Source organism: Streptomyces sp. NPDC049813 (assembly GCF_044465085.1).
In the GTDB taxonomy this organism is placed as follows: domain Bacteria; phylum Actinomycetota; class Actinomycetes; order Streptomycetales; family Streptomycetaceae; genus Streptomyces.
In genome coordinates this window covers 362,903-389,795 of record NZ_JBITLI010000002.1, presented here as the reverse complement: position 1 = coordinate 389,795, position 26,893 = coordinate 362,903, and the positions used below count along the sequence as shown (strand labels likewise).

The following is a 26,893-nucleotide window of genomic DNA, read 5'->3' as shown; positions in this document are numbered from 1 at the left end:
GGCGGTGGCGAGGGGGCGGTGTGCACGGTGCCCCCTCGCCACCCTCATGACGAGGGAGGGGCATGGCGCCGGTCATCGAGACCCGCGAGCTCACCAAGCGGTACCGCGGCGGCCAGTTGGCCGTCGACCGGCTGAGCCTGACCGTCCCCGAAGGCGCCGTCTTCGGCTTCCTCGGCCCGAACGGCTCCGGCAAGACCACCACCATCCGGATGCTGATGGGGCTCATCGCCCCGACCTCGGGCACCGCCCAGGTCCTCGGCCGGCCCATGCCGCGCGCCACCCGCACGGTCCTGCCGCAGGTCGGCGCGCTCATCGAGGGTCCCGCCCTGTACGGCTTCCTGACCGGCCGCGACAACCTGCTGCGGCTGGACGCGGCGGACCCGGGGGCCGACCCCCGCACCCGTGCGGCGCGGGCCGCCGCGGCCCTGGACCGGGTCGGCCTGACGGCCGCCGCGGCCAAGAAGGCGAAGGCGTACTCACTGGGCATGAAGCAGCGCCTGGGGCTGGCCGCGGCGCTGCTGCGGCCCCGCCGCCTCCTCGTCCTCGACGAGCCGACGAACGGCCTCGACCCGCAGGGCATGCGCGAGATCCGGGCGCTCGTACGGGAGCTGGCGTCGGACGGCACCACCGTCTTCCTCTCCTCCCACCTCCTGGACGAGATCGAGCAGGTCTGCACGCACGCCGCGGTGATGGCCCGGGGCCGCCTGCTCACCCAGGGGCCGGTGACGGACCTCGCCGCGACCGCCCGCGGGCGGCTGACGATCACCACCCCCGACACGGCGGAGGCGGCGCGCGTCCTGAAGGAACACGCGGTCCCGCTCCTCGCGACGACCGACACCGGGCTGACGGCCGAACCGCCGCCCGCCGCCACGGACCTGGCGGAGCTGAACAAGGCCCTGGTCACCGCGGGCGTACGCGTCAGCGGCTTCGCCCTGGAGCGGGCCTCGCTGGAGGACGCGTTCGTCGCCCTGACCGGAGAGGGCTTCGATGTCGCAGGCTGACCCGGTCCGCACCGCCCCGCGATCCCACCCGCTGTGGACGCTCGGCCTGCTGCGCAGCGAGCTGACGACGACGTTCCGCCGCTGGCGCACGCTCGCCCTGCTCGCGGTCCTCGCGGCCGTCCCGGTCCTGATCGGGGTGGCCGTGAAGATCGAGACCGGCGACGGCCAGGGGCTCGGCGGCGGGCCCCAGGGCGGCGGCCCCGCCTTCCTCGCGCAGATCACCAACAACGGCCTCTTCCTGGTCTTCACCGCGCTGGCCGCGACGCTCCCGTTCTTCCTGCCCATGGCCGTCGGGGTCGTCGCGGGCGACGCGGTGGCGGGCGAGGCCGGCGCGGGAACGCTGCGCTACCTCCTCGTCGCCCCGGCGGGCCGCACCCGGCTGCTGCTCACCAAGTACGCGGCGGTGGTGGCCTTCTGCGGGGTGGCGACGCTGGTCGTGGCGGTCTCGGCGCTGATCACCGGTGCGCTCCTGTTCCCGCTCGGCGACGTGGTCACGATCTCCGGCACGCGCATCGGCTACGGCGAAGGGCTCGGCCGGGCCCTGCTGATCGCCCTCACCGTCGCCGCGTCCCTCACCGGCGTGGCGGCCCTCGGCCTGTTCGTCTCCACGCTCACCAACAGCGGGATCGCGGCGATGGCCACGACGGTGGGCCTGCTGATCACGGTCCAGATCCTCGACCAGATCCCTCAGCTGCACGCCATCCAGCCATATTTCTTCTCGCACCACTGGCTGTCCTTCGCCGATCTGATGCGCGACCCGGTCTACTGGGACGACCTGGTCAAGAACCTCGGACTCCAGGCGCTGTACGCGGCGGTGTTCGGCTCGGCGGCCTGGGCGCGCTTCATGGCGAAGGACATCACCGTCTAGGACGCGTACGGGAAGGCGGCGAGCGGCGCCTCCCGCGCGAAGAAGGTCTTGGCCCGCACCAGCGCCCGCTCGTCGGCGCGTACGTCCCCGGGCTTGCTGCCGTTGCCGAGCAGGACGCCGCCGAAGCGCATGCCGAGGTACGCGGCGGAGTTGCGCAGGGTGCCGACGAGCGGGTCGGCGACGACCTCCTCCTGGTGCGCGAGCGCGGTCACGCCCCACAGGGTGCGCCCGGCGAGGGTGGCCTTGAAGTCGACGCCGGGCGTGCGCAGCCAGCCCGACCAGTGGTCGAGGTAGCGCTTGGTGGCGGCGGAGACCGAGTACCAGTACAGGGGCGAGACGATGACGATGTCGGTGGCGGCGAGGGTGGCGTCGAGCAGCAGCGCGACGTCGTCGCCCTCGGGGCGCACGTGGTCGCTGTCGTGCCGCAGATCCGCGAAGTCGGGGAGCGGATGGGCGGCGAGGTCGATCCAGCGCTGCTCCACGTCCGGCGGCAGCTGCTCGGCGGCGGCGCGGGCGAGGATCTCGGAGTTGCCGCCGGGCCGGCTGCTGCCGAGGACGAAGAGGAAGTGACGGCCGGTCATGGTGGGCCCCCTGGTTCGCAGACGTGGCTGCACATACTTACTTGCGCGTGCAGTATATGCACACGCAAGTAAGTACGGGAAGGGGGTCGCGGGCCGCTACCCGGCGAGCCCCCACAGGGCGTAGGCGATGGCGTCGCTGTTGCGGTCGAGGGCGGTCGTGTCGATGTTGGCGGCGGTGTCGCAGGCGGAGTGGTAGCAGGCGTCGAAGGGCTTGCCCGCGGTGCCGCCCCACTTCTGGGCCTGGGCGCTGGTCTTGCGGTAGTCGGCGCCGCTGAACAGGCCGCCGACCGGGATGCCCGCGCTCTTGAAGGGGGCGTGGTCCGAGCGGCCGTCGCCCTCGGTCTCGATCTCGGTGGGGACGCCCAGGCCGGCGTAGTAGTCCTTGAAGACCTTCTCCAGGGCGGGGTCGTCGTCGTACACGAAGTAGCCGGGGTTGGGGGAGCCGACCATGTCGAAGTTCAGGTATCCGGCGATCCGCGAACGGTCGGTCACCGACAGGGAGTTGACGTAGTTCCGGGAGCCGACCATGCCGAGCTCCTCCGCGCCCCACCAGGCGAAACGCAGGTGCTTGGCGGGCTTGAACTGGGTCCTGGAGACCGCGAGCGCGGCCTCCAGGACGGCGGCGGAGCCCGAGCCGTTGTCGTTGATGCCGGGTCCCGCGGTGACGCTGTCGAGGTGGGCGCCGGCCATGACGACCTGGCTGGTGTCGCCGCCGGGCCAGTCGGCCACGAGGTTGTAGCCGGTGCGGCCGCCGGAGGTGAACTGCTTGACGGAGGTGGTGAACCCGGCCGCGTCCAGCTTCCCCTTCACGTAGTCGAGGGAGGCCTTGTAGCCGGGGCGGCCGTGGGCGCGGTTGCCGCCGTTGGCGGTGGCGATGGACTGGAGCTGGGTGAGGTGGGCCTTGACGGAGGCCACGGGGATGTCGGGGGCGGCGAGGGTTCTCGGGGCGGGGGCCGCGCCGGCGGTGAGGGGGGTGGCTGCGGCGGTGATCAGGGCGGCGGCGGCGAGCAGGGCGGTGGTCGCCAGCCGCGGGCGTATGGGGCTGGGGTGCAGGGGCATGTGGGGGCTCCTGGTTCTCCCGGGTGAACGGGGATCGGGGTGGCCCGATGGTCCTGGGAGCCCTGACGTACCGTCAAGAGCGGTTTCCGGTCAGGGGGGTTCGGTTATCGGGCGGGGTTCTTGGGGGGCGGTGTTTCGGCGGGGCCCAGTTGCCATGCGAGTCCGGCGCGGGGTGCCGCGGGCGGGGTCGTTCTGGGGCCCTGTTCGGATCGCGCGTCCGGCGCTTGGGTGCCGCCTTGCCCACCCTGCCGCCCTGGGGGTCCCCCCGGACGGAGTCTGGGGGAGGCAGATTGCCCGAGGCGGGGCGGGTGCCGGGGGCGGGGTTGTTGCAGGGCCCTGCTTCGGTAGCGCGTCCGGCGCTGGGGTGCCGCCTTGCCCACCCTGCCGCCCTGGGGGTCCCCCCGGACGGAGTCTGGGGGAGGCAGATTGCCCAAGGCGAGGCGGCTGCCCATGGCGGGGCGGCTGCCCGAGGCGGGGCGAGGCGGGGCGGGGCTGGGGCGTGGGTGCGTCAGTCGACGACGGGCGCTCGCCCCGGGCCGGATGGTCCACCGGGGCGCGGGCGCGTGCGAGACGTACGGGTGGGGACGGGTCGGTGTGCCCCCGCAGGACACCGCTGGGACCAGGCACCGGGTCAGAGCCTCTGGGCGGACAGCAGGGGGTCAGACCGAACCGGCCGAGGAGGTACACCGACCCGGCCCCGCCCAACCCACCACCGCCCCCAGGCGCACCCCGCCACGCCCCGGCCGCGCCTCACTGCAGGCAGAACTCGTTCCCCTCCGGATCAGCCATGAGCAGCCACCGCCCCCCAGCCGCCTCGACGAAGCGCGTCACGCTCGCCCCGAGCCCCACCAGCCGTTCCGCCTCCGCGTCGCGGCGCTCCTCCCCGGCGTGCACGTCGATGTGGAGCCGGTTCTTGCCGGACTTGGGCTCGGGCACCCGCTGGAACAGGATCCGCCGCCCCAGCCCCGTCCCGGTCCGCTCGTCGACGGGGTCGCCGGGGTGCCGCACGGCGACCAGGTCGCGGAAGGCCCGCCGCCCCCACCGCTCGACGGTCTCGCTCTCCGGCACGGCCCCGACGCCGAGCAGCTGCGCGATCAGCGCGGCGTTGTCCTCGATCTCGTAGCCGAGCGCGGCACCCCAGAACTCCGCCTGCGCATGCGGATCACCGGCGTCGACGACAAGCTTCCATTCAAAGGTCATGCCTCACTTATAGGGGGCGGACGGGCACCGCGCCCCCGTCCGCCACCCCCGCGGCGGCGACCGCAGCCGCCTCCGATTCCGCAGCGGCCTCCGCCGCGGCCCGCGCCAGAGCGACCCGCCCCGCCCGAGCGGAGCGCAGCGCGTCCCAGGTCAGCAGCGCCAGCGCCAGCCACACCAGGCCGAACCCGGCCCACCGCTCGGGCGGCATCGCCTCGTGGAAGTAGGCGATGCCGAGCAGGAACTGGAAGACGGGCGCGAGGTACTGCAGGAGCCCGAGGGTGGAGAGCGGCACGCGGATGGCGGCGGCACCGAAGCAGACCAGGGGCACGGCGGTGACCAGCCCCGTGGAGGCGAGGAGCAGCGCGTGCCCGCTCCCTTCCGTGGCGAAGGTCGAATGCCCCTGCGCTCCCAGCCACAGCAGATAGCCCAGCGCGGGCAGGAACTGGACGGCGGTCTCGGCGGCGAGCGATTCGAGCCCGCTGAGGTTGACCTTCTTCTTCACGAGCCCGTACGTGCCGAAGGAGAACGCGAGGACGAGGGAGATCCAGGGCGGCCGGCCGTACCCGACGGCGAGCACGAGCACGGCGAGGAGTCCCACGCCGACGGCGGTCCACTGGGCGGGCCGCAGCCGTTCCTTGAGGAGGAGGACGCCCAGGGCGATGGAGACGAGGGGGTTGATGAAGTACCCCAGCGAGGCCTCGACCACGTGCCCGGAGTTCACGGACCAGATGTAGACGCCCCAGTTGACGGTGATGACGGCGGCGCCGAGGGCGACGAGCCCCAGCCGCTTCGGACTGCGCAGCAGCTCCCCGGCCCACGCCCACCTGCGGACGAAGAGCATCGCGACGCCCACGAAGGCCAGCGACCACACCATGCGGTGGGCGAGGATCTCCACCGACCCGGCGGGCTTGAGCAGCGGCCAGAAGAGGGGCACGAGGCCCCACATCCCGTACGCCGCGAACCCGTTGAGGAGCCCGGTGCGCCCCTCGCGGCGCCGCTCCGCTTCTCCTGCCGCCCCGTCCTGCACGGACCCTCCTCATGACACCCGGCAGCCCCGTGGCGGCCACCGAGCAAGGTAGCGCCGCGAGGCGGCAGGTGTCATGTCCGTATCGCCATACGGTCCTGACGCGGGACTGGTGGGCCCGGTGGGGGCCGGTGGAACCGGTGGAGCCGGTGCGGTCGGTGCGGTCGGTGCGGCCGGTGCGGCCGGTGCGGCCGGTGCGGCCGGTGCGGTCGGTGGGCCCGGTGGGCCCGGTAGGGCTGGTGCGGCCGGTGGGGCCCGGAGCGGGGCCCGGGATCCCGGCCCCCGGACTACTTCGGCGCGTCGGCGAGCGCCACGGCGACGGCGTCGGCAAGCGGCGTGGTGGGCCGCCCGATGAGCCGGGCCAGGTCCCCCGTGCGGCGGGCGAGGAGCCCGCGCCCGATGGCGGCGTCGACGTCGACGAGGATGTCGGCGAAGGGGGCGGGGAGCCCGGCGCCGACGAGGATCTCCCGGTTCTGCTCGGGCGTCACGGGGCGGTGGACGATGGACCGGCCGGACTGCCGGGCGACCTCGGCCGCGTACTCGGTGAGGGTCCAGGCGACGTCGCCGCTCAGCTCGTAGGCGGTGTTGTCGTGGCCCTCGCCGGTGAGCACGGCGACGGCGGCGGCCGCGTAGTCGGCGCGCGAGGCGGAGGCGACGCGGCCGCCGTCGGTGGAGGAGAGGACGGCGCCGTGCTCCAGGACGGGGCCGAGGTTCTCGGTGTAGTTCTCGTGGTACCAGCCGTTGCGCAGGAAGGTGTACGTCAGGCCGGAGTCGAGGACGGCCTGCTCGGTGACCTTGTGCTCGTCGGCGAGGGCGAAGTCGGCGTCGGGGCCGCCGAGGACGCCGGTGTAGGCGAGGGAGCGGACGCCCGCGGTCCGCGCGGCGTCGATGACGGCCCGGTGCTGGGCCACGCGCTGCCCGACCTCGCTGCCGGAGATCAGCAGGACCTTGTCGCCGGCGCGGAAGACGCCGTCCAGCGTCTCGGGGGCGCTGTAGTCGGCGACGCGCAGCTCCACGCCGCGGGCGGCGAGCGGAGCGGCCTTCTCCTTGTCGCGGACGACGGCGGCGATCTCTCCGGCCGGGACGCCCGCGTCGAGCAGCCCCGCGACGACGAGACGGCCGAGGTGACCGGTGGCTCCGGTGATGACGAGGCTCATGACGGGTTTCTCCTTGTGTGGGGTGGTTCTCTCCTCACCGTAAGACCGGCACTGTGGAATAGAAAGTACCCACTTTGAAGTAAGGTACCTACATGAAGGTAAGTGGATGGGTCACGGCCGGGGAGGGGCTCTGCCCCCAGCGCCTGGTGCTGGAGCACGTGACGAGCCGCTGGGGCGTCCTGGTGCTGCTGGCGCTGCGGGAGCGCTCGTTCCGCTTCAGCGAGCTGCGCCGGGAGATCGGCGGGGTCAGCGAGAAGATGCTGACGCAGACGTTGCAGACCCTGGAGCGGGACGGGATGGTGCACCGGGACGCGAAGCCGGTGATCCCGCCGCGCGTCGACTACACGCTGACGGAGCTGGGCCGGGAGGCCGCGGACCAGGTGGGCGCGCTGGCGGAGTGGACGGACCGGCGGATGGCGGCGGTCACCGCGGCGCGCCGGAGCTACGACGAGGCGCGCTCCGGCTGACGGCCGGAGCGCGAGCCCCTTCCGGCGGGCGTCAGCCCACCACGGTCCAGGTGTCGCCCCCGGCGAGCAGCGCCGCGAGGTCGCCCTTGCCGTTGTTCTCGATGGCCGCGTCGAGCTGGTCGGCCATCAGGGTGTCGTAGACGGGCCGTTCGACGTCGCGCAGGACACCGATCGGGGTGTGGTGCAGGGTGTCGGGGTCCGCGAGGCGGGAGAGCGCGAAGGCGGTGGTCGGCGACGCGGCGTGCGCGTCGTGGACCAGGATCCGCGACCGGTTGTCGTCGGTGACGGCGACGACCGCGAGGTCCCCGGTGGCCGGGTCGCGGACGACGCCCTTGGAGCCGTCGGCCCCGAAGGTGATCGGCTGCCCGTGTTCGAGCCGGATGACGGCTTCCTCGGCCTGCTGCTTGTCCTTGAGGACCTCGAAGGCGCCGTCGTTGAAGATGTTGCAGTTCTGGTAGATCTCGACCAGGGCGGTGCCGGGGTGGTCGGCGGCCCGGCGCAGGACCTCGGTGAGGTGCTTGCGGTCGGAGTCGACGGTCCGGGCCACGAACGACGCCTCGGCGCCGAGCGCCAGCGAGACGGGGTTGAAGGGCGCGTCGAGGGAGCCCATCGGCGTGGACTTGGTGATCTTGCCGACCTCGGAGGTGGGGCTGTACTGCCCCTTCGTCAGGCCGTAGATGCGGTTGTTGAAGAGCAGGATCTTCAGGTTCACGTTCCGGCGCAGGGCGTGGATGAGGTGGTTGCCGCCGATGGACAGCGCGTCGCCGTCCCCGGTGACGACCCACACCGACAGGTCCCGGCGGGAGGAGGCGAGCCCGGTGGCGATGGCGGGGGCACGGCCGTGGATGGAGTGCATCCCGTACGTGTTCATGTAGTACGGGAAGCGGGAGGAGCAGCCGATGCCGGAGACGAAGACGATGTTCTCCTTGGCCAGGCCGAGTTCGGGCATGAAGCCCTGCACGGCGGCCAGGACCGCGTAGTCGCCGCACCCCGGGCACCAGCGCACTTCCTGGTCGGACTTGAAGTCCTTCATGGACTGCCGGCCCTCGGCCTTGGGGACGAGCGACAGCAGCGTCTCCGTGGCGCGGGCCCCGCCCCCGGCGGCGTCCGTCGACTCAGGGGCCTCGGGGGCCTCGTTGAGCTGCGTTTCAGCCATCGATGGTCTCCTTCAGAGCCGTGGCGAGCTGCTCGGCCTTGAACGGCATTCCGTTGACCTGGTTGTAGCTGTGGGCGTCCACCAGATACCTGGCCCGGACCAGGGTGGCGAGCTGGCCGAGGTTCATCTCGGGGATGACCACCTTCTCGTAGCTCCGGAGGATCTCGCCCAGGTTCCGGGGGAAGGGGTTGAGGTGGCGCAGATGGGCCTGGGCGATCGACTCGCCGGCGCCGCGCAGCCTGCGCACGGCCGCGGTGATCGGTCCGTAGGTCGAACCCCAGCCGAGCACCAGGGTGTCGGCGCCGCCGGGGTCGTCGACGGTGAGGTCGGGGACCCGGATGCCGTCGATCTTGGCCTGGCGGGTGCGGACCATGAAGTCGTGGTTGGCCGGGTCGTAGGAGATGTTGCCCGTGCCGTCCTGCTTCTCGATCCCGCCGATGCGGTGCTCCAGACCTGGCGTGCCCGGCACCGCCCACGGCCGCGCGAGGGTCTCGGGGTCCCGCTTGTAGGGCCAGAAGACCTCGGTGCCGTCGGCCTGTGTGTGGTTCGGGCCGGAGGCGAACTGGGTGCGCAGGTCCGGGAGTTCGTCGATCTCGGGGATGCGCCACGGCTCCGAGCCGTTGGCCAGGTAGCCGTCCGAGAGCAGCATGACCGGGGTGCGGTAGGTGACCGCGATCCGGGCGGCCTCCAGCGCGGCGTCGAAGCAGTCCGCCGGGGTGTGCGGCGCGACGATCGGGACGGGCGCCTCGCCGTTGCGCCCGTACATCGCCTGGAGCAGGTCGGCCTGCTCGGTCTTGGTCGGCAGCCCGGTCGAGGGCCCGCCGCGCTGGATGTCGACGACCAGGAGCGGCAGTTCGAGCGAGACGGCGAGCCCGATCGTCTCGGACTTGAGCGCCACGCCCGGGCCGGAGGTGGTGGTCACCGCGAGCGCGCCGCCGAACGCCGCGCCGAGCGCCGCCCCGATCCCGGCGATCTCGTCCTCGGCCTGGAAGGTGCGTACGCCGAAGTTCTTGTGCCGGGAGAGCTCGTGCAGGATGTCGGAGGCCGGGGTGATCGGGTACGAGCCGAGGTACAGCGGCAGGTCCGCCTGGCGGGAGGCGGCGATCAGGCCGTACGAGAGGGCCAGGTTCCCGGAGATGTTGCGGTAGGTGCCGGTGGGAAACGCGGTGGTGGCGGGGGCGATCTCGTAGGAGACCGCGAAGTCCTCGGTGGTCTCGCCGAAGTTCCACCCGGCGTGGAAGGCCGCCAGGTTCGCCTTCATGATCTCGGGCTTCTTGGCGAACTTCTGCTTCAGGAACTTCTCGGTGCCCTCGGTGGGCCGGTGGTACATCCACGACAGCAGGCCGAGCGCGAACATGTTCTTGGAGCGCTCGGCCTCCTTGCGGGACAGCTCGAACTCCTTGAGCGCCTCCACGGTCAGCGTGGTCAGCGGCACCGGGTGCACGGCGTAGCCGTCCAGCGAGCCGTCCTCCAGGGGCGACACGGCGTACCCGACCTTGGCCATGGCGCGCTTGCTGAACTCGTCGGTGTTGACGATGATCTCGGCGCCGCGCGGCACGTCCGCGATGTTCGCCTTGAGCGCGGCGGGGTTCATCGCCACCAGCACGTTCGGCGCGTCGCCCGGGGTGAGGATGTCGTGGTCGGCGAAGTGGAGCTGGAACGACGAGACGCCGGGCAGGGTCCCGGCGGGGGCGCGGATCTCGGCGGGGAAGTTCGGCAGCGTCGACAGGTCGTTGCCGAAGGTGGCGGTCTCCGAGGTGAACCGGTCGCCCGTGAGTTGCATACCGTCACCGGAGTCGCCCGCGAAGCGGATGATCACCCGGTCCAGACGCCGGACGCCCTTGCCCGGCTGATCCGCGGCTGAGCGCTGTTCTCCGACCACTGCACTGTCGGTCCCGTCGGCCTGTGCGGCTGGGCTACTGACCTTGCTGGTCACTGAACTGGACCTCCCTAGAGGCGGCTGTGCGGGCAGGCCCGTCCCACTGGCCTCCCCCCGGCTCCACCCTACGTCCGCGAGGGGCGGCTTTCCTTGAAGGTTCGCGCAATGGACCTGGAATCGAGACGGCGTGTCGTCCCGGTTTGCCATGATCCACCGACCCCCCGGAGCCTTGCTCGAAGCGATCTGGAAGACGCGCCGCGCCTGCCTCCCGGTTCTGCGCCCGGTTCCGCCGCCACGCCATCTGACAGGGTGTCAGATGGCGTGCTCCCGTGGTAGCCCGTCCGGTCAGGATCTGAGGTAGGTGAGAACGGCCAGAACGCGCCGGTGGTCCCCGTCGCTCGGCGAGAGCCCCAGCTTCAGGAAGATGTTGCTCACGTGCTTCTCGACGGCGCCGTCGCTGACCACGAGCTGGCGCGCGATGGCCGAGTTGGTCCGGCCCTCCGCCATCAGGCCGAGGACCTCGCGCTCGCGCGGCGTGAGGTTGACGAGGACGTCCTGCTTGCGGCTGCGCCCGAGCAGCTGCGCGACCACCTCCGGGTCGAGCGCCGTGCCCCCCTCCGCGACGCGGACCACCGCGTCCACGAACTCCCGCACCTCGGCCACCCGGTCCTTCAGCAGGTACCCCACGCCGTGGCTGGAACCGGCGAGCAGCTCGGTGGCGTACTGCTCCTCGACGTACTGCGACAGGACCAGGACCCCGAGCCCGGGGTAGCGCCCGCGCAGCTGCACCGCGGCCCGCACCCCCTCGTCCGTGTGCGTCGGCGGCATCCGTACGTCCGCGACGACCACGTCCGGCAGCTGGTCCTGCGCGCCCAGGTCGGTGATGGTCTTGACCAGCGCCTCCCCGTCCCCGACCCCGGCGACGACCTCGTGGCCGCGGTCGGTCAGCAACCGGGTCAGGCCCTCCCTGAGCAGCACTGAATCCTCGGCGATGACCACCCGCACCCTGTCCTCCATGTTTTTCGGCCCCCCAGCGCCGCCGCGCACCTGTCACGGCGGCCAGTTCTGACAGGGACCAGCATCCCAGCATCCGGGCCGGGGCGGGCCCGAGCCGGCAGAACGGGGGTACATACGTGCGACCGGTCCGGGCGGGGCCGCGGTGGCCCCGCCCGGACCGGCCGGCGGTTCACTTCCCCGGTGTCACGCGCGGCGCCACGGCAGCTCCGCCGTGACCCTGGTCGGACCGGCCGCCGGGGAGTCGACCAGGAGGATGCCGTCGACCGCGTCAAGGCGTTCGGTCAGCCCCGCGAGCCCCGAGCCCGCGGTGGCGTCGGCGCCGCCGACCCCGTTGTCGGTCACCTGGAGCATGAGCCGCTCGCCCGACCGCCACACGTCGACCGTGGCCCGCGTGGCGCGGCTGTGCTTGCTGATGTTCTGCAGCAGCTCGGAGACGGTGAAGTAGGCGATGCCCTCGATGGCCGGGGCCGGCCGCTCCCGCAGGTCGACCTCGACCGCCACCGGGACCGTGCACCGCGAGGCGACCGAGGAGAGGGCGGCGTCCAGGCCGCGGTCGGTGAGGACCGCCGGGTGGATGCCGCGCGCCAGGTCCCGCAGCTCCTGCAACGCCGTCTTCACCTCGCCGTGCGCCTCGTCGACCATGCGGGCCGCCGTGTGCGGGTCCTCGCTCAGCTTCTCCTTGGCGAGACCGAGATCCATGGCCAGGTTGACCAGGCGGGCCTGCGCGCCGTCGTGCAGGTCGCGCTCGATGCGCCGCAGGTCCGCGGCGGCCGTGTCGACGACGACACCCCGGTCCGACTCCAGCTGCACCACGCGTGTCGCGAGCTTCGACGGGCCGAGCAGCCCGGCGACCAGCACCCGGTCCACGGTCGTCAGCGCCCGCACGATCCACGGCGTCGCCAGCGTCACCAGCAGGCCCACCACCGCGGTCAGCGTGATCTCGAACGGGTTGTTCAGGTACACGGAGTGCGATTCGTCGCCGTACAGCTGCAGGCCCGCCTGGCCCGCGTACATCGGGAAGACCCACTGCCACAGCGGATACGTCAGCAGCGACCAGCCCGTCGTCCAGAACGCGACCGCGACCGAGAAGGAGAACACCGCCCACGGGAAGTGCAGCACCGTGTACAGCAGATGACGCCAGGAGGCCCCGCTCTTGAGCGTCGCGCCCATCCACGCCAGCGGCCCGCCCGAGCGCGGCCGCACCGGCTCCGGCGTCCCGATCTCCAGACCGAGCAGCCCCCGCGCCCGCGCCCGCTCCAGGGCGCCGATGCCGCGCGCCCCGGCCAGTGCCGCCGCGAGCACCGGCACCCCGACGAACGTGACGAGCAGCCCGGCCCCCAGCGACATCATCGTCACCGACCAGGTGAACGCCGCGATCGCGACCGGCAGGCCGAGCAGCACATAGCCGAACTCCCGCCAGGCGCGGCCCTCGACCGGCGCCCGCAGCCCGGCGGGCAGCCGGCCGAGCCCGCGCCGCCGGGGACGGCGCTCGTCGTCGTACGAGTACTCGCTGCGGTATCCGTACTGCTCCGTGGCCATGAGTGCCATCCGTTTCTGCTGAGGGGCCGCTGCTGTCCTTCCAGACTCCCCGGGCGCGCGGCCCGGGACCATGCGGCGGGTCGGCGTCTTGGACCGGGGGTTTTCCCTACCTCCGGACCCGGGCCACCGCTACGCCCGGGACCGGTCGCGCCAGGGCAGCTCGGCGGTGACCGTCGTGCCGCCGCCGTCCGGCGAGTCCACGACGAAGAGGCCGTCGACCGCGCCGAGCCGCTCCGCGAGCCCGGACATGCCCGTGCCCTTGTCGAGGCTGGCACCGCCCTGCCCGTCGTCCCGCACCTGGATCAGCAGCCGCTCCGCGGACCGCCACACGTCGACCGAGGCCGTCGTGGCGCGGCTGTGCTTGCTGACGTTCTGCAGCAGCTCGGAGACGGTGAAGTAGGCGATGCCCTCGATGGCCGGGGCCGGCCGCTCCGCCAGCTCCGCCGTCACCTTCACCGGCACCGTGCACCGCGAGGCCACCGAGGAGAGCGCCGCGTCCAGGCCGCGGTCGGTGAGGACCGCCGGGTGGATGCCGCGCGCCAGGTCCCGCAGCTCCTGCAGGGCCAGCTTCACCTCGCCGTGCGCCTCGTCGACCATCTCGGCCGCCGCGTCCGGGTCCTCCAGGAGCTTCTCCTTGGCAAGGCCGAGCCCCATGGCCAGGTTGACCAGGCGGGCCTGGGCGCCGTCGTGCAGATCCCGCTCGATCCGGCGCAGGTCCGCCGCCGCCGTGTCCACGACGACCCCGCGGTCCGACTCCAGCTCCTCGATCCGGCGCTCCAGCTCGTCCGAGGGCGACAGCAGGCCGCGCACCATCGCCCGGTCGGCGTTGGTCAGCCCGCGCACCACGAACGGCAGCACCGGCCACAGCACGAAGAGGCCGACGAGCGTCACCGCGAAGGTCAGCACCCCCCACGGCAGCCGGATCACCTCGTACAGCACGGCCCGCCAGCCCACCGAGTCCTTCAGCCCGTTCCACAGCCAGCCGAAGAAACCGTCCCCGCGGCGCCGCGGCAGCGGACTCGGCTCGTCGATCCGCACCCCGAGCAGCTTGCGGGCCCGCGCCCGCTCCGCCCGGCCGAGCAGGCGCGCCCCGGAGAGCCCCGCCGCGATCAGCGGCAGCCCGATCACGGTGACGGTCAGCCCCGCGCCGACCGCCAGCAGCGTCACCGCGTACACGAAGCCGAGCACGGCGAGCGGGAAGCTGCTCAGGAGATACGCGATCTCCTTCCAGGTGTGCCTGCCGTAGGCGAGACGCGGCGGGGGCGGCGACGGGCGCTCGCCCGCGGAGCCGAGGGAGTCGAGTGGGTCGGTCATAGCCGAAAGGGTGCCCTGCGCCGCCGCCGCCGCGCCATGAGGCGGACCGCCGGGGACGAACGGGGGATAACCCCACCCCCGGGCCCCCACGGAGGTCGCGCACCGCACCGGGCTGCTTACCCTCCCTTTAACAGGCCCTAGACTCCCGTGCGTACATCGTCGAACACGAACACGCGAGGGGCGACAGACGTGCCGACAGACGTGGCGACGGACGTGACGGGCCCGGCCGTGACCGTCAGCGCGGCGGACTACTTCCACTCGTACTCGGTGGTCGGGCTGCTCGCCGTCGTCGGCGTGCTCTTCGTCGCCGTGGCCTTCGGCGCCGGCCGCCTGCTGCGCCCCGTGGTCCCGACCCCCGAGAAACTCCTCACCTACGAGTGCGGAGTCGACCCCGTCGGCGACGGCTGGGCCCACACCCAGGTCCGCTACTACGTCTACGCCTTCCTCTACGTGATCTTCGCCGTCGACTCCGTCTTCCTCTTCCCCTGGGCGACGGTCTTCGCCGCGCCCGGATACGGCGCGACGACGCTCGTGGAGATGTTCCTCTTCCTCGGCTTCCTCGCCGTGGGCCTGCTGTACGCATACAAGAAGGGCGTCCTCACATGGACGTGAGCCGCGCGACCCCCGAGTCCGCTCCCGTTCTCCTGCCGGAGCCGAAGCGGCTCGGCGTGCTCTCCCGCCTGGCCCCCGAGCCGATGAAGGTGGTCCTCAACTGGGGCCGCCGGTACTCCCTGTGGGTCTTCAACTTCGGGCTCGCCTGCTGCGCCATCGAGTTCATCGCCGCGTCCATGGCCCGGCACGACTTCATCCGGCTCGGCGTCATCCCGTTCGCGCCCGGCCCGCGCCAGGCCGACCTGATGGTCGTCTCCGGCACGGTCACCGACAAGATGGCGCCCGCCGTGAAGCGGCTGTACGAGCAGATGCCCGAGCCCAAGTACGTCATCTCCTTCGGCGCCTGCTCCAACTGCGGCGGCCCGTACTGGGACTCGTACTCCGTGACCAAGGGCGTCGACCAGATCATCCCCGTCGACGTGTACGTGCCCGGCTGCCCGCCCCGCCCGGAGGCACTGCTCCAGGGCATCCTCAAGCTCCAGGAGAAGATCGCCCGCGAATCGCTCGGCGAGCGGTACGCCTCCGCGGACGCGGCGGCCGGGCGTCCCTCCGCGGCGGCGCTGAGCAGCGGCCTGGTGCAGCCGCCCGCCCCGGGCGGTGACCGATGAGCTGGCTGCCGGACCCCGTCGAGGACCTGTTCGGCGCGGACGCCACCGCCGAGGAGGCCTACGACCTGCTGACGGTCGACGTCCCCGCCGCCTCGTGGACCGAGGCGCTCCGTACGGCCCGTACGACGCTGGGCTGCACCTACTTCGACTGGCTGAGCGCCGTCGACGAACCGGAGCTCGGTTTCCGCGTCTGCGCGCACGTCGCCGCCGTCGCCCCCGGTTCCGTACGCCGCCTGCTGCTGCGTACGACCGTGCCGCACGCCGCGCCGGTGCTCGCCTCGGCCGTCGGGGAGTACGCGGGCGCGGCCTGGCACGAGCGCGAGACGCACGAGATGTTCGGCATCGGCTTCGACGGCCACCCGCACCTGGTCCCGCTGCTGCTGCCGGACACCTTCGAAGGCCACCCGCTGCGCAAGGACTTCGTCCTCGCGGCACGCGTCGCGAAGGCCTGGCCCGGCGCGAAGGAGCCGGGGGAGTCCGAACACGGCGGCCCCAAGCGCCGCCAGATGCTCCCGCCCGGCGTACCCGACCCGAACGAGTGGGGCCCGCTGAAGGGCCAGCTGCCGGCGGCTCCGGCGCGGCCTGCGCGGGGGGTGCGTCCTGCGCGGGGTGCGGGGCCTGGGCGGGGTGCGGGTCCTGTGCAGGGTGCGGGGGCCGCGGGTGGTGCGGGTGCGGGTGCGGCTGGTGCCGGTGCGGCCGGTGCCGGTACTGGCCCGGGGGAGCGTCCGGCGCGGCGGTCGCGGTCGGCGAGCGAGGGGTCGGCGAGCCAGTCGGTGGCCCCGGCCGCCGCGGAGGCCGCCGCGCCGCCCGCCACGGACGCCCCCGGGAGCCAGGCGCGTCCGGCGCGGCCCGCCCGGCGAGCGCGCAGTGTGTCCGAGGGCTCGGCGAGCCAGCGGCCGGCGGCGGGTGACGGCCCGGCCGCGACCGGCGCACCGGCCGCGCCGCGCTCCTCCGACGCCCCCTGGCACCACGCCAAGCCGGCCTTCGACGAGCCGGACCCGGCCGGGTCCGGCTCGGACGGGTCGGACTCGACCGGGTCGGACTCGACCGGGTCGGACTCGACCGGGTCGGGCCCGGACGGGGCCAGCGGCAGGAAACCTGGCGGCGGCGGCACCGGCGGCGCCGACACCGGCGGCGCTGACACCGGCGGCGCTGACACCGGCCGCGGGGACGCCGAGCCGGGCCCTGCCCGCACCGGACCCGAACCGACGGATCCGGCCCCCGACAGCGATGGCGACAGCGACGACACCACCACCACCACCGAGGGAGGCCCGCAGTGAACGACGTTCTCGACGTCGCCCTGCGCCTCGTCCTCGTCTTCGTCGCCTTCCTGGTGCTGCCCCTGGCCGTGGGCCAGACCGAGCACAAGGTCATGGCCCACATGCAGGGGCGGCTCGGCCCCATGTACGCGGGCGGCTTCCACGGCTGGGCCCAACTCGTCGCCGACGGCGTCAAGTTCGCCCAGAAGGAGGACGTGGTCCCGGCCGACGCCGACCGCCGCGTCTTCCAGCTCGCCCCCGCCGTGGCCCTGCTGCCGTACCTCCTCGTCCTCCTGGCGATCCCGGTCGGCCCCGGCGACGGCGCGGTCGGCCAGGCCATCGACGCGGGCATCTTCTTCGTGCTCGCGGTGATGGGCGTCGGCGTGCTCGGCTCGCTGATGGCGGGCTGGGCCAGCGCCAACAAGTTCTCCCTCCTCGGCGGCCTGCGCACCGCGGCCCAGCTCCTCGCCTACGAACTGCCCATGCTGCTCGCGGCGGCCTCCGTCGCGATGGCGGCGGGCACCGTCTCGCTGCCCGGCATCCTCGACGCCTTCGAGTGGTGGTGGCTGCCGTGGCAGATCGTGGGCGCCCTGGTCTTCTTCGTGGCGGGCCTCGCCGAACTGCAACGCCCGCCCTTCGACATGCCCGTCGCCGACTCCGAGATCATCTTCGGCGCGTACACCGAGTACACCGGGCTGCGTTTCGCGCTCTTCCTGCTCGCCGAGTACGCGGGCATCGTCGTCCTGTGCGGCCTGACCACGGTCCTCTTCCTGGGCGGCTGGCACGGTCCCTGGGGCGCCGACGGCCTCGGCTGGGTGTGGACGCTGCTGAAGACGGCGGTCCTCGCCTTCGTCGTGATCTGGCTGCGCGTGTCCTACCCGCGGCTGCGCGAGGACCAGCTCCAGAAGCTCGCCTGGACCACGCTCATCCCCCTCGCCCTCGCGCAGATCGCGCTCACCGGAATCGTGAAGGTGGCGATCGACTAGTGCCTCCGTTCCCCGGGTCCGGCCTGGCCAAGGGCCTCGCCGTCACCCTCCGTACGATGACGCGGAAGACCGTCACCGAGCAGTACCCGGACGTCCAGCCCGAACTCCCGCCCCGCACCCGCGGCGTGATCGGCCTGTTCGAGGAGAACTGCACGGTCTGCATGCTGTGCGCACGCGAGTGCCCCGACTGGTGCATCTACATCGACTCGCACAAGGAGACGGTCCCGCCCGCCGTCGAGGGCGGCCGGGAACGCAGCCGCAACGTCCTCGACCGCTTCGCCATCGACTTCTCCCTCTGCATGTACTGCGGCATCTGCATCGAGGTGTGCCCCTTCGACGCGCTGTTCTGGTCCCCGGAGTTCGAGTACGCCGAGACGGACATCCGCGACCTCACCCACGAACGCGACAAGCTCCGCGAGTGGATGTGGACGGTCCCGTCCCCGCCCGCGCTCGACCCGTCGGCCGAGGAACCCAAGGAACTCGCGGCGGCCCGCAAAGCAGCGGACAAACTGGCCACGGCCCAGGCGGCCCAGGCGGCCCAGGCGGCCCAGGCGGCCGAGGCGGCCCAGTCCGCGCAGCCGGGCCGGGCCCCTGGGCCCGCGTCAACCACTCAGGCCCCCGGGCCCGCCGAGCCCTCGCGGCCCGCTGAGGCCCCTGGGCCTGCCGAGTCCTCGCGGCCTGCCGAGGCCCCTGGGCCCGCCCAGGCTCCCGGGACCGCCGAGCCCCCGCAGAAGGGCCAGGCCCCGGGGCGCGCCGAGCCCCCGCAGACGGGCCAGGCCCCCGGGCGTGCCGAGCCCCCGCAGACGGGCCAGGCCCCCGGGCGCGCCGAGCCCCCGCAGACGGGCCAGGCCCCCGGGCCCGCCGAACCCCCGCAGACGGGCCAGGCCCCCGGCCCCGCCCAGGCCACCGACTCCGACGACCCCGGAGGGGAGACGCCCGCATGACCCCCGCCGCAACGGCGGCCTCGGCCGCCCTCACCACGGCCGCCGACAGCCACGGGTTCCTCTCCCCGACCGGCGTCGAGATCGCCTTCCTCCTCGTCGGCCTGGTCACCTTCGGCGCCGCGCTCGTCACCGTCACCACGAAGCAACTGGTGCACGCCGCCCTGTGGCTGGTCGTCGCCCTCGGCGGGCTCGCCGTCGAGTACCTCCTGCTCACCGCCGAGTTCATCGCCTGGGTGCAGGTCCTCATCTACGTCGGTTCCGTCGTCGTCCTCCTCCTGTTCGGGCTGATGCTGACCCGCGCCCCCATCGGCCGCTCACCGGACGCGGACAGCCCCAACCGCTGGGCCGCCCTGACCGTGGCCCTCGCCGCCGCGGCCGCCCTGGTCTGGGTCGTCGTCGACGCCTTCCGCACGACCTGGATCGACCTGGACGTGGCCGCCGAGGGCAACACGGCCGTGACCGGTTCCATCCTGTTCCGCCACTGGGTGCTGCCCTTCGAGGCCCTCTCGGTCCTCCTCCTCGCGGCCCTGGTCGGCGCGATCGTCCTGTCCCGCAAGAAGAACGCGGCCGAGTCCGGGACCGACGCGGCGCCGGACGCCGGCACCGCACCCGCCCGCCGGGAGGGCAACCGCTGATGCACCTCGCCTATCCCGCCGTCCTGGCTGCCCTCCTCTTCTGCACGGGCCTGTACGGAGTCCTGGCCCGCCGCAACGCGATCCTCGTCCTGATGTCCGTCGAGCTGATGCTCAACGCCGTCAACCTCAACCTCGTCGCCTTCGACGTCTGGCTGCGCGACGCCCTGCACTCCGGACAGGCCCTGACCCTGTTCACCATCGCCATCGCCGCCGCGGAGATCGGCATCGGCCTGGCGATCGTCCTGGCCGTCCACCGCAACCGCGGGACCGCGGACATCGACCGGCTCCGCGACTCCGCCGAACCCCACGACCCGGACGACGACCCGGGCGACGCCCCGGGTGCCCCGGGCGCCGACCCGCACGACCCCTCCGCCACCCCGGCCGCAGCCGACGTCGCGGACAAGAAGGCCGAGGCCACCGCGTGACCACCACGACCCTCGCCGTCCTCGTCCCCCTCCTGCCGTTCCTCGGCGCGGCCGCGGGCCTCCTGCTCGGCCGCACCGCCCCCGGCTTCGTCCGCCCGCTGGCCGTGCTGCCGACCCTGGCCGCCCTGGTCCTCGGCGTCGTGGTCGCCGTCCAGCGGGGCGGCGGTACCGGCAACGGCACCGCGGCCCTCGACGCGCACACCGAGCTCACCCCGACCGGCTCCGTGCCAATCGAACTCGCCCTGCACATCGACGGCTTCGCCGCCCTCGTCGCCGTCCTCGTCGGCCTGGTCGCGACCTGCGTCCAGCTCTACTCGACCGGCTACCTCCGCGACGACCCGCGCTACCCCTCGTACGCCGCTCTCGTCTCGCTCTTCACCTCCGCGATGTTCCTCGTCGTCTACTCGGGCGACCTGATGGTGCTGCTGGTCGGCTGGGAAGTCATGGGCATCTGCTCGTACTTCCTCGTCGGCCACTACTGGGAGACCCCCGAGGCACGGGCCGCCTCCCTCAAGGCCTTCCTCGTCACGAAACTCGGCGACGTCCCCTTCCTGATCGGCCTGTTCGCCCTCGCCGCGGACGCCGGCTCCTTCCGCATCACGACGATCCTGGGCAAGGTCGCCGGCGAGGGCGGCCTCGACCACCCGACCCTGATCGCCCTGCTCCTCCTCGCGGGCGTGGCGGGCAAGTCCGCGCAGTTCCCGCTGCACACCTGGCTGCCCGACGCGATGGCGGGCCCCACGCCCGTCTCCGCGCTGATCCACGCGGCGACGATGGTCGCCGCCGGCGTCTACTTCGTCGCCCGCCTCCTCCCGGTCTTCGCCGCCTCGCGGGCGGCCCTGATCGTGCTGGCCGTCATGGCCGCCGTGACCATGGCGGGCTCCGCGCTCGCCGCCCTCGCCCAGGACGACATCAAACGCGTCCTCGCGTACTCGACGGTCGGCCAGCTCGGCTACATGACCGGCGCCCTCGCCGTCGGCGACCGCGACGCCGCCGTCTTCCACCTCCTCACGCACGGCGCCTTCAAGGCCGTGCTGTTCCTCGGGGCGGGCGTGGTCATCCACGCCGCCGGCACCAACTCACTGGCCGCGATGGCCCGCACGGGCAAGCTGCGCGACCGCGTCCCCGACGCCTTCTGGACGATGACCGTGGCGCTGCTCGCGCTCGCCGCGATCCCGCCCTTCAGCGGCTTCTTCTCCAAGGAGGCCGTCCTGGGCGCCGCCGAGCACACCGCCACCGGCCACGAGCACGGCGTCCCGGCCGCGTCCGGCTGGATCGTCCTCGTCGCGGGTCTGGTCACGGCCCTGCTCACCGCCGCCTACGCGACCCGGCTGTGGCTGCTCGCCTTCAACGGCCGGGGCACACCCGCCCCGGACCACGGCAGGCAACCGGCCGTGATGAACGTCGTCCTGTGGATCCTCGCGGTCCCCTCCCTCGCCTTCGGCCTGGCCACCGGCGTCCTGCCCGACTGGTTCGACGGCCGCTCGCTCACCCCGACCCTGACCACCTCCGTCATCGGCACCGGTTTCGCGCTCGTCGGTGCCCTCGTCACCTATGGGGCCTGGCGCCACACCACGGCGATGACCGCGCGCCGGTACCCGCTCGGCGCGGTCGCCGTCGACACCGGGGCGGGCGACGGCGGCCTCGTCGAGGCCGAGGCCATCGCCACGCACACGGCCGCCTACGGAGACATCGCGGGCGCCGCCGACCCCGCCGACCCGGGCCGCCTGCTGCTCGGCCCGCTGCACCGGCACGCCGCCGCCGGCTTCCACCTCGACGCCGGCTACGCGGCCCTCTTCGTCCGCCCGGTCCAGGCCGCCGCCGCGCTGGTCCGCTTCCTCGACCACGCGGTCGTCGACACGTACGTGCGCGCCGCCGCCGAAACCCCCAAGGCGCTGGGCTGGGCCGTGCGCCGCGCCCAGACCGGCAACGTGCAGACCTACCTCAGCGCACTGCTCGCGGGCACTGTCGTCCTGGTGGTCGCCGTCGTCCTCGTCGCCACCGCCGGAGCGTGAGCAGCCGTGATCGATATCAGCGAATCCGTGATGCAGTTCCTTCTCGCATTGATCGTCGTCGGGCCGCTCATCGGCGCCGTCGCCGCTCTCCTGCCCGCCCCGCCCGGACTGAAGGGGAACTCCCCGGACCGGGCCGTGCTCCGCCACGGCGTGACCGTGACCGGCGTGATCCTCATCGCCGCGCTCGTCCTCGCGCTCGGCTTCGACCACGACCACCCGTCGAGGATGCAGGCCACGACCGACATCAGCTGGATCCCGGCGCTCGACGTGCGGATCCACCTCGGCGTCGACGGCATCTCCCTCCCCCTTCTGGTGCTCACCGCGCTGCTGACCTTCCTGTGCGCGCTGTACTCCTTCCTCAAGCCGCGACACGAGCCGGCGAGCGGGCCGTCCCCCAAGGCCTTCGTCGCCCTCGTCCTGGTGCTGGAATCGGGCACGCTGGCCAGCTTCGCCGTGCTCGACCTGCTCCTGTTCTTCCTCGCGTTCGAAATGGTGCTCGTCCCGATGTACTTCCTCATCGCGCGGTGGGGCGGCGCCGGACGCACCGCCGCCGCGTGGAAGTTCATCCTCTTCACGCTGCTCGGCTCGGTCGTGATGCTCCTCGGCCTCCTCCTTATCGGTGTTAAGTCGGGCACGTTCGACATGATGGCACTCGCCACTGACAACGGCTCGGGACTGACCACATCGGTGCAGGTCATCGCGGTTCTGGCGGTCGGGATCGGGCTGGCCGTGAAGACCCCGATGTGGCCGTTGCACAGCTGGCTGCCGGACGCGCACACCGCCGCCCCGACCGTCGGCTCGGTCCTCCTCGCCGGCGTCCTGCTCAAGATGGGTACGTACGGGTTCGTCCGGATCCTGCTGCCCATCGCCCCCGACGGGATGCGGACCTTCGCGCCCTACCTCGCCGCGCTCGCCGTCATCGGGATCATCTACGGCTCCCTGGCCTGCCTGAACCTCGCCAAGCAGGGCGCGAAGGGCGATCTCAAGCGCCTCATCGCCTACTCCTCCGTCGGCCACATGGGCTTCGTCCTGCTCGGCATCGCCACGATGAGCCCGACCGGGGTGAACGGCGCCCTGTTCGCCAACATCGCCCACGGCCTCATCACCGGCCTCCTCTTCTTCCTCGTCGGCGCGCTCAAGGACCGGACCGGCACCAGCGACCTCGACACCCTCTCCGAGCAGGGCGGCATGGCCCTCTACGGCAAGGCCCCTCGCCTCGGCGGACTGCTCGCGTTCGCCGCCGTCGCCTCGCTCGGCCTGCCCGGACTCGCCGGATTCTGGGGCGAGATGCTCGCCCTGTTCGGCGCGTTCCGGCCCGCCGACGGCCTCAGCCGCCCGGCGTTCCTCACGTTCATGGCGATCGCCGCACTCGGCACCCTGCTCACCGCCGCGTACATGCTGACCGTGGTCCGCCGCGTCTGCATGGGCCCGCGCGACCGCGACGCGCCGGCCCTCGCCGACGTGCGCGGATACGAGGCCGCCGCCTGGACCCCGCTCGCCGCCCTCACCGTCCTCGCGGGTCTGTGGCCCACCGCCCTGCTCGGCCTCACCGACCCGGCCGTGCAGAAGCTCCTCGCAGGAGGCCTCCAGTGACCGCCGTCGCCGCGCCCTCGGTGGCGTCCCTCGTCCAGTCCGTCGACTGGGTCGCGATCGCCCCGCCCACGATCGCCGCGGTCGTCGCGCTCGCCGTCCTGGTCGCCGACCTCTTCCTGGCCGACCGGCGCAAGCCCCTCCTCGGCTGGGTCTCCGTGGCGGGCCTGGCCGCGGCGGGACTGTCCCTGCTCCCGCTCATCGGCGACGCGCGCTCCACGTTCTGCCTCGACACAGCCCAGAAGACCTGCAGCTACACCGCCGACCGCTTCACCCTCGTCATCCAGTTCCTGGTCCTCGCGGGCGCCCTGCTCACGGCCCTGCTGTCGATCAGCACCCTGAAGGACGCGAAGCTCGCGGACAAGCCGCTCCCCGAAGGGGAGTTCTGGTTCCTGCTCCTGTCCTCCGCGGCGGGCGCCGCCCTGCTGCCCGCCTCCCGCGACCTGGCCACGCTGGTCGTCGCCCTGGAAGTCGCCTCACTGCCCGCCTTCGCCCTGGTCGGCCTCAAGCGCGACGACCGCAGGTCCTCCGACGCGGCCCTGAAGTTCTTCCTGTCGTCGGTGACCGCGACCGCCGTCAGCCTCCTCGGCGTGAGCTTCGTCTACGCGACCACGGGCACCCTGCACCTCACCGAGGTCGCCACCGAACTCACCCACGTGGACGGCCAGTTCCACACCCTCGCGCAGGCCGGGGTCGCCCTCACCCTCGTGGGCTTCGCCTTCAAGACGGCAGCCGTACCGTTCCACTTCTGGGTGCCGGACACCTACGTGGGCGCGCCGCTGCCGATCGCCGCCTACTTGTCGGTCATCGGCAAAGCGGTGGGCTTCACCGGCCTCATCCTTGTCACCGTCGTCGCGTTCCCGTCCTACGCCGACGTGTGGGGCCCGGCACTCGCGGCCCTGGCCGCCCTGACGATGACCGTCGGCAACGTCGCGGCGCTGCGCCAGCAGGCCACACGCGCGTACAGCGCCGTCCGCCTCCTCGCCTGGTCCTCGGTCGGCCAGGCGGGCTACCTCCTGGTGCCCATCGCGTCGGCCGCCTACACGGACGACCCCCAGAAGTCGATCGGCTCCACCCTCGCCTACGCCCTCATGTACGCCGCCGTGAACCTGGGCGCCTTCGCCGTGGCGGCCCTGGTGGCCGGGACGAAGCCGCTGAACCGCCTCAGCGACTACCGCGGCCTGTACGCCGCCCGCCCGCTCGCCGCGCTCGTCCTGGGCTTCTTCCTGCTGTGCCTGGCGGGGCTGCCGCCGGGCGTCATCGGGCTCTTCGCGAAGGTCACGGTCTTCTCGGCGGCCGTCGAGGCCGGCCTGGGCTGGCTCGCCGTGGTGATGGCCGTGAACGTCGTCATCGCACTCTTCTACTACCTCCAGTGGACCGCGGCCCTCTTCCGCGCCCCTGAAGGCGAGCCGGCCGCGTACCGCGCCTCCTTGCCGCTCACGGCCGCCATCGCGGTCACGGCCGCCGTAGGAGTCGCCCTCTCCGGAGCTCCACAATTGATCCTTCACTTTGTGGACAGTGGACTGTTCTCATGACGCAGCAGACTCGTAAAGCACCTGTTTGGTACGTTTCTGGGCCACCCCGAACAGGCATCATCCCCCTCACTCTTCCCAGGAGCAGCAGCGTGCTGAGCGGTTTCAAGGACTTCATCCTTCGCGGCAACATCGTGACCATGGCGGTGGGTCTCGCCGTCGGATCGGCGTTCACGGCGCTGGTGACGGCCTTCACCGCCGCGTTCATCACCCCGCTCCTCGGCTGGGCCACCGGCTCCATCGGCACCTACTCGGACGCCTACTTCACCCTCGAAGGCGTCCGCTTCCCCTACGGGAAGCTCATCAACGCGGGCATCGCCTTCCTGATCACCGCCGCGGTGCTCTACTTCCTGATCGTCGTGCCGATGATGAAGATCACGGCCCGCGCCGACCGCAACAAGCCGATCGACATCAAGGCCGCCCTGCGCGACTGCCCCCGCTGCTTCAGCCAGATCCCCGGCATCGCCACCCGCTGCCCGAACTGCACCAGCGAGATCGAGCCCGACGAGAAGGCCATGGAGATCGCGGGCATCATGCCCCGCCAGCAGCGCTGACCCGTACGGCCTACACCCGCCGCCCCCGCCCGGGCGCGCGCAAGGGAACTCGTCCCCCTCGTCTGGCGTTGACCAGTACGGGAGGGTCCACTGGACGTAGGCACCAGCAGCCACCCGCACCGAACCGCGGGCCCAGTGGAAGCAGCAAGCAAGCAGTGGGTTCCCCTGCCGCACCATCAGGAGGGCGTACCGTGCACCGCCGGCACAACGGGTTGAAGACAGCCGTACTCCTCGGGGGCCTGTCCGCCCTCATTCTCGTCATCGGCAGCTTCTTCGGCCGTACAGGGCTCGTCATCGGACTGGTCATCGCGATCGGGACGAACGCGTACGCGTACTGGAACAGCGACAAGCTGGCCCTGCGCGCGATGCGGGCCCGCCCGGTCAGCGAGTTCGAGGCACCCGCGCTCTACCGCATGGTCCGCGAGCTCTCCACCCAGGCCCGCCAGCCCATGCCCCGGCTGTACATCTCCCCGACGGAGGCGCCGAACGCGTTCGCGACGGGCCGCAACCCGCGGAACGCGGCGGTGTGCTGCACCGAGGGAATCCTGCGCCTCCTGGACGAGCGGGAGCTGCGCGGTGTCATCGGGCACGAACTGAGCCACGTCTACAACCGCGACATCCTGATCTCCTCGGTGGCCGGCGCCCTCGCCTCCGTGATCATGTTCCTGGTCAACTTCGCGTGGCTGATCCCGATCGGCCGTTCGAACGACGACGACGGCCCCGGCATCTTCGGCATGCTCCTGGTCATGATCCTGGGCCCGCTCGCCGCCTCCCTCATCCAGCTCGCCATCAGCCGCTCCCGCGAGTACGAGGCGGATGCCTCCGGCGCCCAGCTGACCGGCGACCCGCTGGCCCTGGCCGGCGCCCTGCGCAAGCTCGACGCGGGCACCAAGCAGCTCCCCCTGCCGCCGGAGCCGCGCATCGAGACGGCGAGCCACATGATGATCGCCAATCCCTTCCGGCCCGGTCAGGGGATGTCCAAGATGTTCTCCACGCACCCGCCCATGGCGGAGCGCATCGCCCGGCTCGAACAGATGGCAGGTGGCCACCGATGAAGACGATCCTGAATGTCATCTGGCTCATCCTCAGCGGCTTCTGGCTGTTCCTCGGCTACGTGTTCGCGGGCCTGCTGCTGTGCATCACGATCATCGGCATCCCGTTCGGCGTGGCCGCATTCAGGATCGGCGTCTACGCCCTGTGGCCCTTCGGGTACACGACGGTCGAGCGCCGGGACGCGGGCGCGCCGTCCTGCGTGGGCAACGTGCTGTGGCTGATCCTCGCCGGCTGGTGGCTGGCGCTGGCCCACATCCTCACCGGCATCGCCCTGTGCGTCACGATCATCGGCATCCCGTTCGGCCTGGCCAACTTCAAGCTGATCCCGGTGTCGTTGATGCCCCTGGGCCGCGACATCGTCCCCACGGACCGCCCCTTCACGGCCGGCTGAGCCGCCGCGCCACCTGGGCTCCACGAT

General features: G+C 72.5%; 26 protein-coding genes. 16 read left to right on the top strand and 10 right to left on the bottom strand.

Annotated elements, in window-relative coordinates:
• The first annotated feature begins 62 nt into the window (after positions 1–62).
• The gene (locus tag ACIBW6_RS05885) at positions 63–1,001 is read left to right on the top strand and encodes an ABC transporter ATP-binding protein (RefSeq protein WP_399057048.1); all 939 of its coding nucleotides are present in this window, start codon (positions 63–65) and stop codon (positions 999–1,001) included.
• A complete protein-coding gene (locus ACIBW6_RS05880; protein ID WP_399057046.1) occupies positions 988–1,869 on the top strand; it encodes an ABC transporter permease in 882 nt (293 codons plus the stop codon). The genes ACIBW6_RS05885 and ACIBW6_RS05880 overlap by 14 nt, the downstream gene beginning before the upstream one ends.
• Here the strand turns inward: ACIBW6_RS05880 and ACIBW6_RS05875 are convergent.
• The 5 genes from ACIBW6_RS05875 to ACIBW6_RS05855 all read right to left on the bottom strand — a co-directional run bounded on the left by ACIBW6_RS05875 (position 1,866) and on the right by ACIBW6_RS05855 (position 6,890).
• Positions 1,866–2,450 carry a flavodoxin family protein gene (locus ACIBW6_RS05875; RefSeq protein ID WP_399057044.1) on the bottom strand — a complete coding sequence of 195 codons (585 nt, stop codon included), beginning with the start codon at positions 2,448–2,450 and terminating at the stop codon, positions 1,866–1,868. The two genes, ACIBW6_RS05880 and ACIBW6_RS05875, sit on opposite strands and share 4 nt — an antisense overlap.
• Before the next feature lie 96 nt (positions 2,451–2,546).
• Positions 2,547–3,509: a M28 family metallopeptidase gene (locus ACIBW6_RS05870; protein WP_399057042.1), complete on the bottom strand. Its 963-nt coding sequence runs from the start codon at positions 3,507–3,509 to the stop codon at positions 2,547–2,549.
• Positions 3,510–4,259: 750 nt separating this feature from the next.
• Positions 4,260–4,709 (bottom strand): VOC family protein, encoded by a 450-nt coding sequence (locus ACIBW6_RS05865; RefSeq protein WP_399057040.1) that lies wholly within the window; start codon positions 4,707–4,709, stop codon positions 4,260–4,262.
• Between the two features lie 7 nt (positions 4,710–4,716).
• On the bottom strand, positions 4,717–5,736 hold the full coding sequence (gene rarD / locus ACIBW6_RS05860) for an EamA family transporter RarD (RefSeq protein ID WP_399057038.1): 1,020 nt from the start codon (positions 5,734–5,736) through the stop codon (positions 4,717–4,719).
• A 284-nt stretch (positions 5,737–6,020) separates the two neighbouring features.
• A complete protein-coding gene (locus ACIBW6_RS05855) occupies positions 6,021–6,890 on the bottom strand; it encodes an SDR family oxidoreductase (protein WP_399057036.1) in 870 nt (289 codons plus the stop codon).
• Positions 6,891–6,982: 92 nt separating this feature from the next.
• On the opposite strand from ACIBW6_RS05855, the gene ACIBW6_RS05850 reads away from it, so the two are divergent.
• Positions 6,983–7,357: a winged helix-turn-helix transcriptional regulator gene (locus ACIBW6_RS05850; protein ID WP_399057034.1), complete on the top strand. Its 375-nt coding sequence runs from the start codon at positions 6,983–6,985 to the stop codon at positions 7,355–7,357.
• A 31-nt stretch (positions 7,358–7,388) separates the two neighbouring features.
• Here ACIBW6_RS05850 and ACIBW6_RS05845 read toward each other — a convergent pair whose 3' ends face one another.
• From ACIBW6_RS05845 to ACIBW6_RS05825, 5 genes are all read right to left on the bottom strand, one after another.
• Complete coding sequence (locus tag ACIBW6_RS05845; protein ID WP_399057687.1) at positions 7,389–8,390, bottom strand: 2-oxoacid:ferredoxin oxidoreductase subunit beta; 1,002 nt, start codon at positions 8,388–8,390, stop codon at positions 7,389–7,391.
• A gap of 115 nt (positions 8,391–8,505) precedes the next feature.
• On the bottom strand, positions 8,506–10,449 hold the full coding sequence (locus ACIBW6_RS05840; protein ID WP_399057032.1) for a 2-oxoacid:acceptor oxidoreductase subunit alpha: 1,944 nt from the start codon (positions 10,447–10,449) through the stop codon (positions 8,506–8,508).
• A gap of 288 nt (positions 10,450–10,737) precedes the next feature.
• Entirely contained in the window at positions 10,738–11,409 is a 672-nt protein-coding gene (locus ACIBW6_RS05835) for a LuxR C-terminal-related transcriptional regulator (protein WP_399057030.1), read from the bottom strand.
• A gap of 183 nt (positions 11,410–11,592) precedes the next feature.
• Positions 11,593–12,948 carry a sensor histidine kinase gene (locus ACIBW6_RS05830; protein ID WP_399057028.1) on the bottom strand — a complete coding sequence of 452 codons (1,356 nt, stop codon included), beginning with the start codon at positions 12,946–12,948 and terminating at the stop codon, positions 11,593–11,595.
• Positions 12,949–13,077: 129 nt separating this feature from the next.
• Entirely contained in the window at positions 13,078–14,262 is a 1,185-nt protein-coding gene (locus ACIBW6_RS05825; protein ID WP_399057026.1) for a sensor histidine kinase, read from the bottom strand.
• 189 nt (positions 14,263–14,451) lie between these two features.
• Between ACIBW6_RS05825 and ACIBW6_RS05820 the strand changes: the two genes are divergently transcribed.
• From ACIBW6_RS05820 to ACIBW6_RS05760, 13 genes are all read left to right on the top strand, one after another.
• Complete coding sequence (locus tag ACIBW6_RS05820) at positions 14,452–14,874, top strand: NADH-quinone oxidoreductase subunit A (RefSeq protein WP_399057024.1); 423 nt, start codon at positions 14,452–14,454, stop codon at positions 14,872–14,874.
• A complete protein-coding gene (locus tag ACIBW6_RS05815; RefSeq protein ID WP_399057022.1) occupies positions 14,865–15,482 on the top strand; it encodes an NADH-quinone oxidoreductase subunit B in 618 nt (205 codons plus the stop codon). Before ACIBW6_RS05820 ends, ACIBW6_RS05815 begins: the two co-directional genes overlap by 10 nt.
• On the top strand, positions 15,479–16,762 hold the full coding sequence (locus ACIBW6_RS05810; RefSeq protein ID WP_399057020.1) for an NADH-quinone oxidoreductase subunit C: 1,284 nt from the start codon (positions 15,479–15,481) through the stop codon (positions 16,760–16,762). Before ACIBW6_RS05815 ends, ACIBW6_RS05810 begins: the two co-directional genes overlap by 4 nt.
• A complete protein-coding gene (locus ACIBW6_RS05805) occupies positions 16,759–17,727 on the top strand; it encodes an NADH-quinone oxidoreductase subunit H (protein WP_399057018.1) in 969 nt (322 codons plus the stop codon). The genes ACIBW6_RS05810 and ACIBW6_RS05805 overlap by 4 nt, the downstream gene beginning before the upstream one ends.
• A gap of 56 nt (positions 17,728–17,783) precedes the next feature.
• Entirely contained in the window at positions 17,784–18,671 is an 888-nt protein-coding gene (locus tag ACIBW6_RS05800) for a 4Fe-4S binding protein (protein WP_399057016.1), read from the top strand.
• Positions 18,668–19,306, top strand: a complete 639-nt coding sequence (locus tag ACIBW6_RS05795) for an NADH-quinone oxidoreductase subunit J (protein ID WP_399057014.1) — start codon at positions 18,668–18,670, stop codon at positions 19,304–19,306. The genes ACIBW6_RS05800 and ACIBW6_RS05795 overlap by 4 nt, the downstream gene beginning before the upstream one ends.
• The gene (gene nuoK, locus ACIBW6_RS05790) at positions 19,306–19,731 is read left to right on the top strand and encodes an NADH-quinone oxidoreductase subunit NuoK (protein ID WP_399057012.1); all 426 of its coding nucleotides are present in this window, start codon (positions 19,306–19,308) and stop codon (positions 19,729–19,731) included. Before ACIBW6_RS05795 ends, nuoK begins: the two co-directional genes overlap by 1 nt.
• Positions 19,728–21,746, top strand: a complete 2,019-nt coding sequence (locus ACIBW6_RS05785; protein ID WP_399057010.1) for an NADH-quinone oxidoreductase subunit L — start codon at positions 19,728–19,730, stop codon at positions 21,744–21,746. Before nuoK ends, ACIBW6_RS05785 begins: the two co-directional genes overlap by 4 nt.
• Before the next feature lie 6 nt (positions 21,747–21,752).
• The gene (locus ACIBW6_RS05780) at positions 21,753–23,339 is read left to right on the top strand and encodes a NuoM family protein (RefSeq protein WP_399057008.1); all 1,587 of its coding nucleotides are present in this window, start codon (positions 21,753–21,755) and stop codon (positions 23,337–23,339) included.
• Positions 23,336–24,871: an NADH-quinone oxidoreductase subunit N gene (locus ACIBW6_RS05775; RefSeq protein WP_399057006.1), complete on the top strand. Its 1,536-nt coding sequence runs from the start codon at positions 23,336–23,338 to the stop codon at positions 24,869–24,871. Before ACIBW6_RS05780 ends, ACIBW6_RS05775 begins: the two co-directional genes overlap by 4 nt.
• Before the next feature lie 89 nt (positions 24,872–24,960).
• A complete protein-coding gene (locus tag ACIBW6_RS05770; protein ID WP_399057004.1) occupies positions 24,961–25,422 on the top strand; it encodes an MscL family protein in 462 nt (153 codons plus the stop codon).
• Positions 25,423–25,613: 191 nt separating this feature from the next.
• Positions 25,614–26,477 (top strand): zinc metalloprotease HtpX, encoded by an 864-nt coding sequence (gene htpX, locus ACIBW6_RS05765; RefSeq protein WP_399057002.1) that lies wholly within the window; start codon positions 25,614–25,616, stop codon positions 26,475–26,477.
• Positions 26,474–26,866 carry a YccF domain-containing protein gene (locus ACIBW6_RS05760; RefSeq protein WP_399057000.1) on the top strand — a complete coding sequence of 131 codons (393 nt, stop codon included), beginning with the start codon at positions 26,474–26,476 and terminating at the stop codon, positions 26,864–26,866. The genes htpX and ACIBW6_RS05760 overlap by 4 nt, the downstream gene beginning before the upstream one ends.
• The last annotated feature ends 27 nt before the right edge of the window (positions 26,867–26,893 follow it).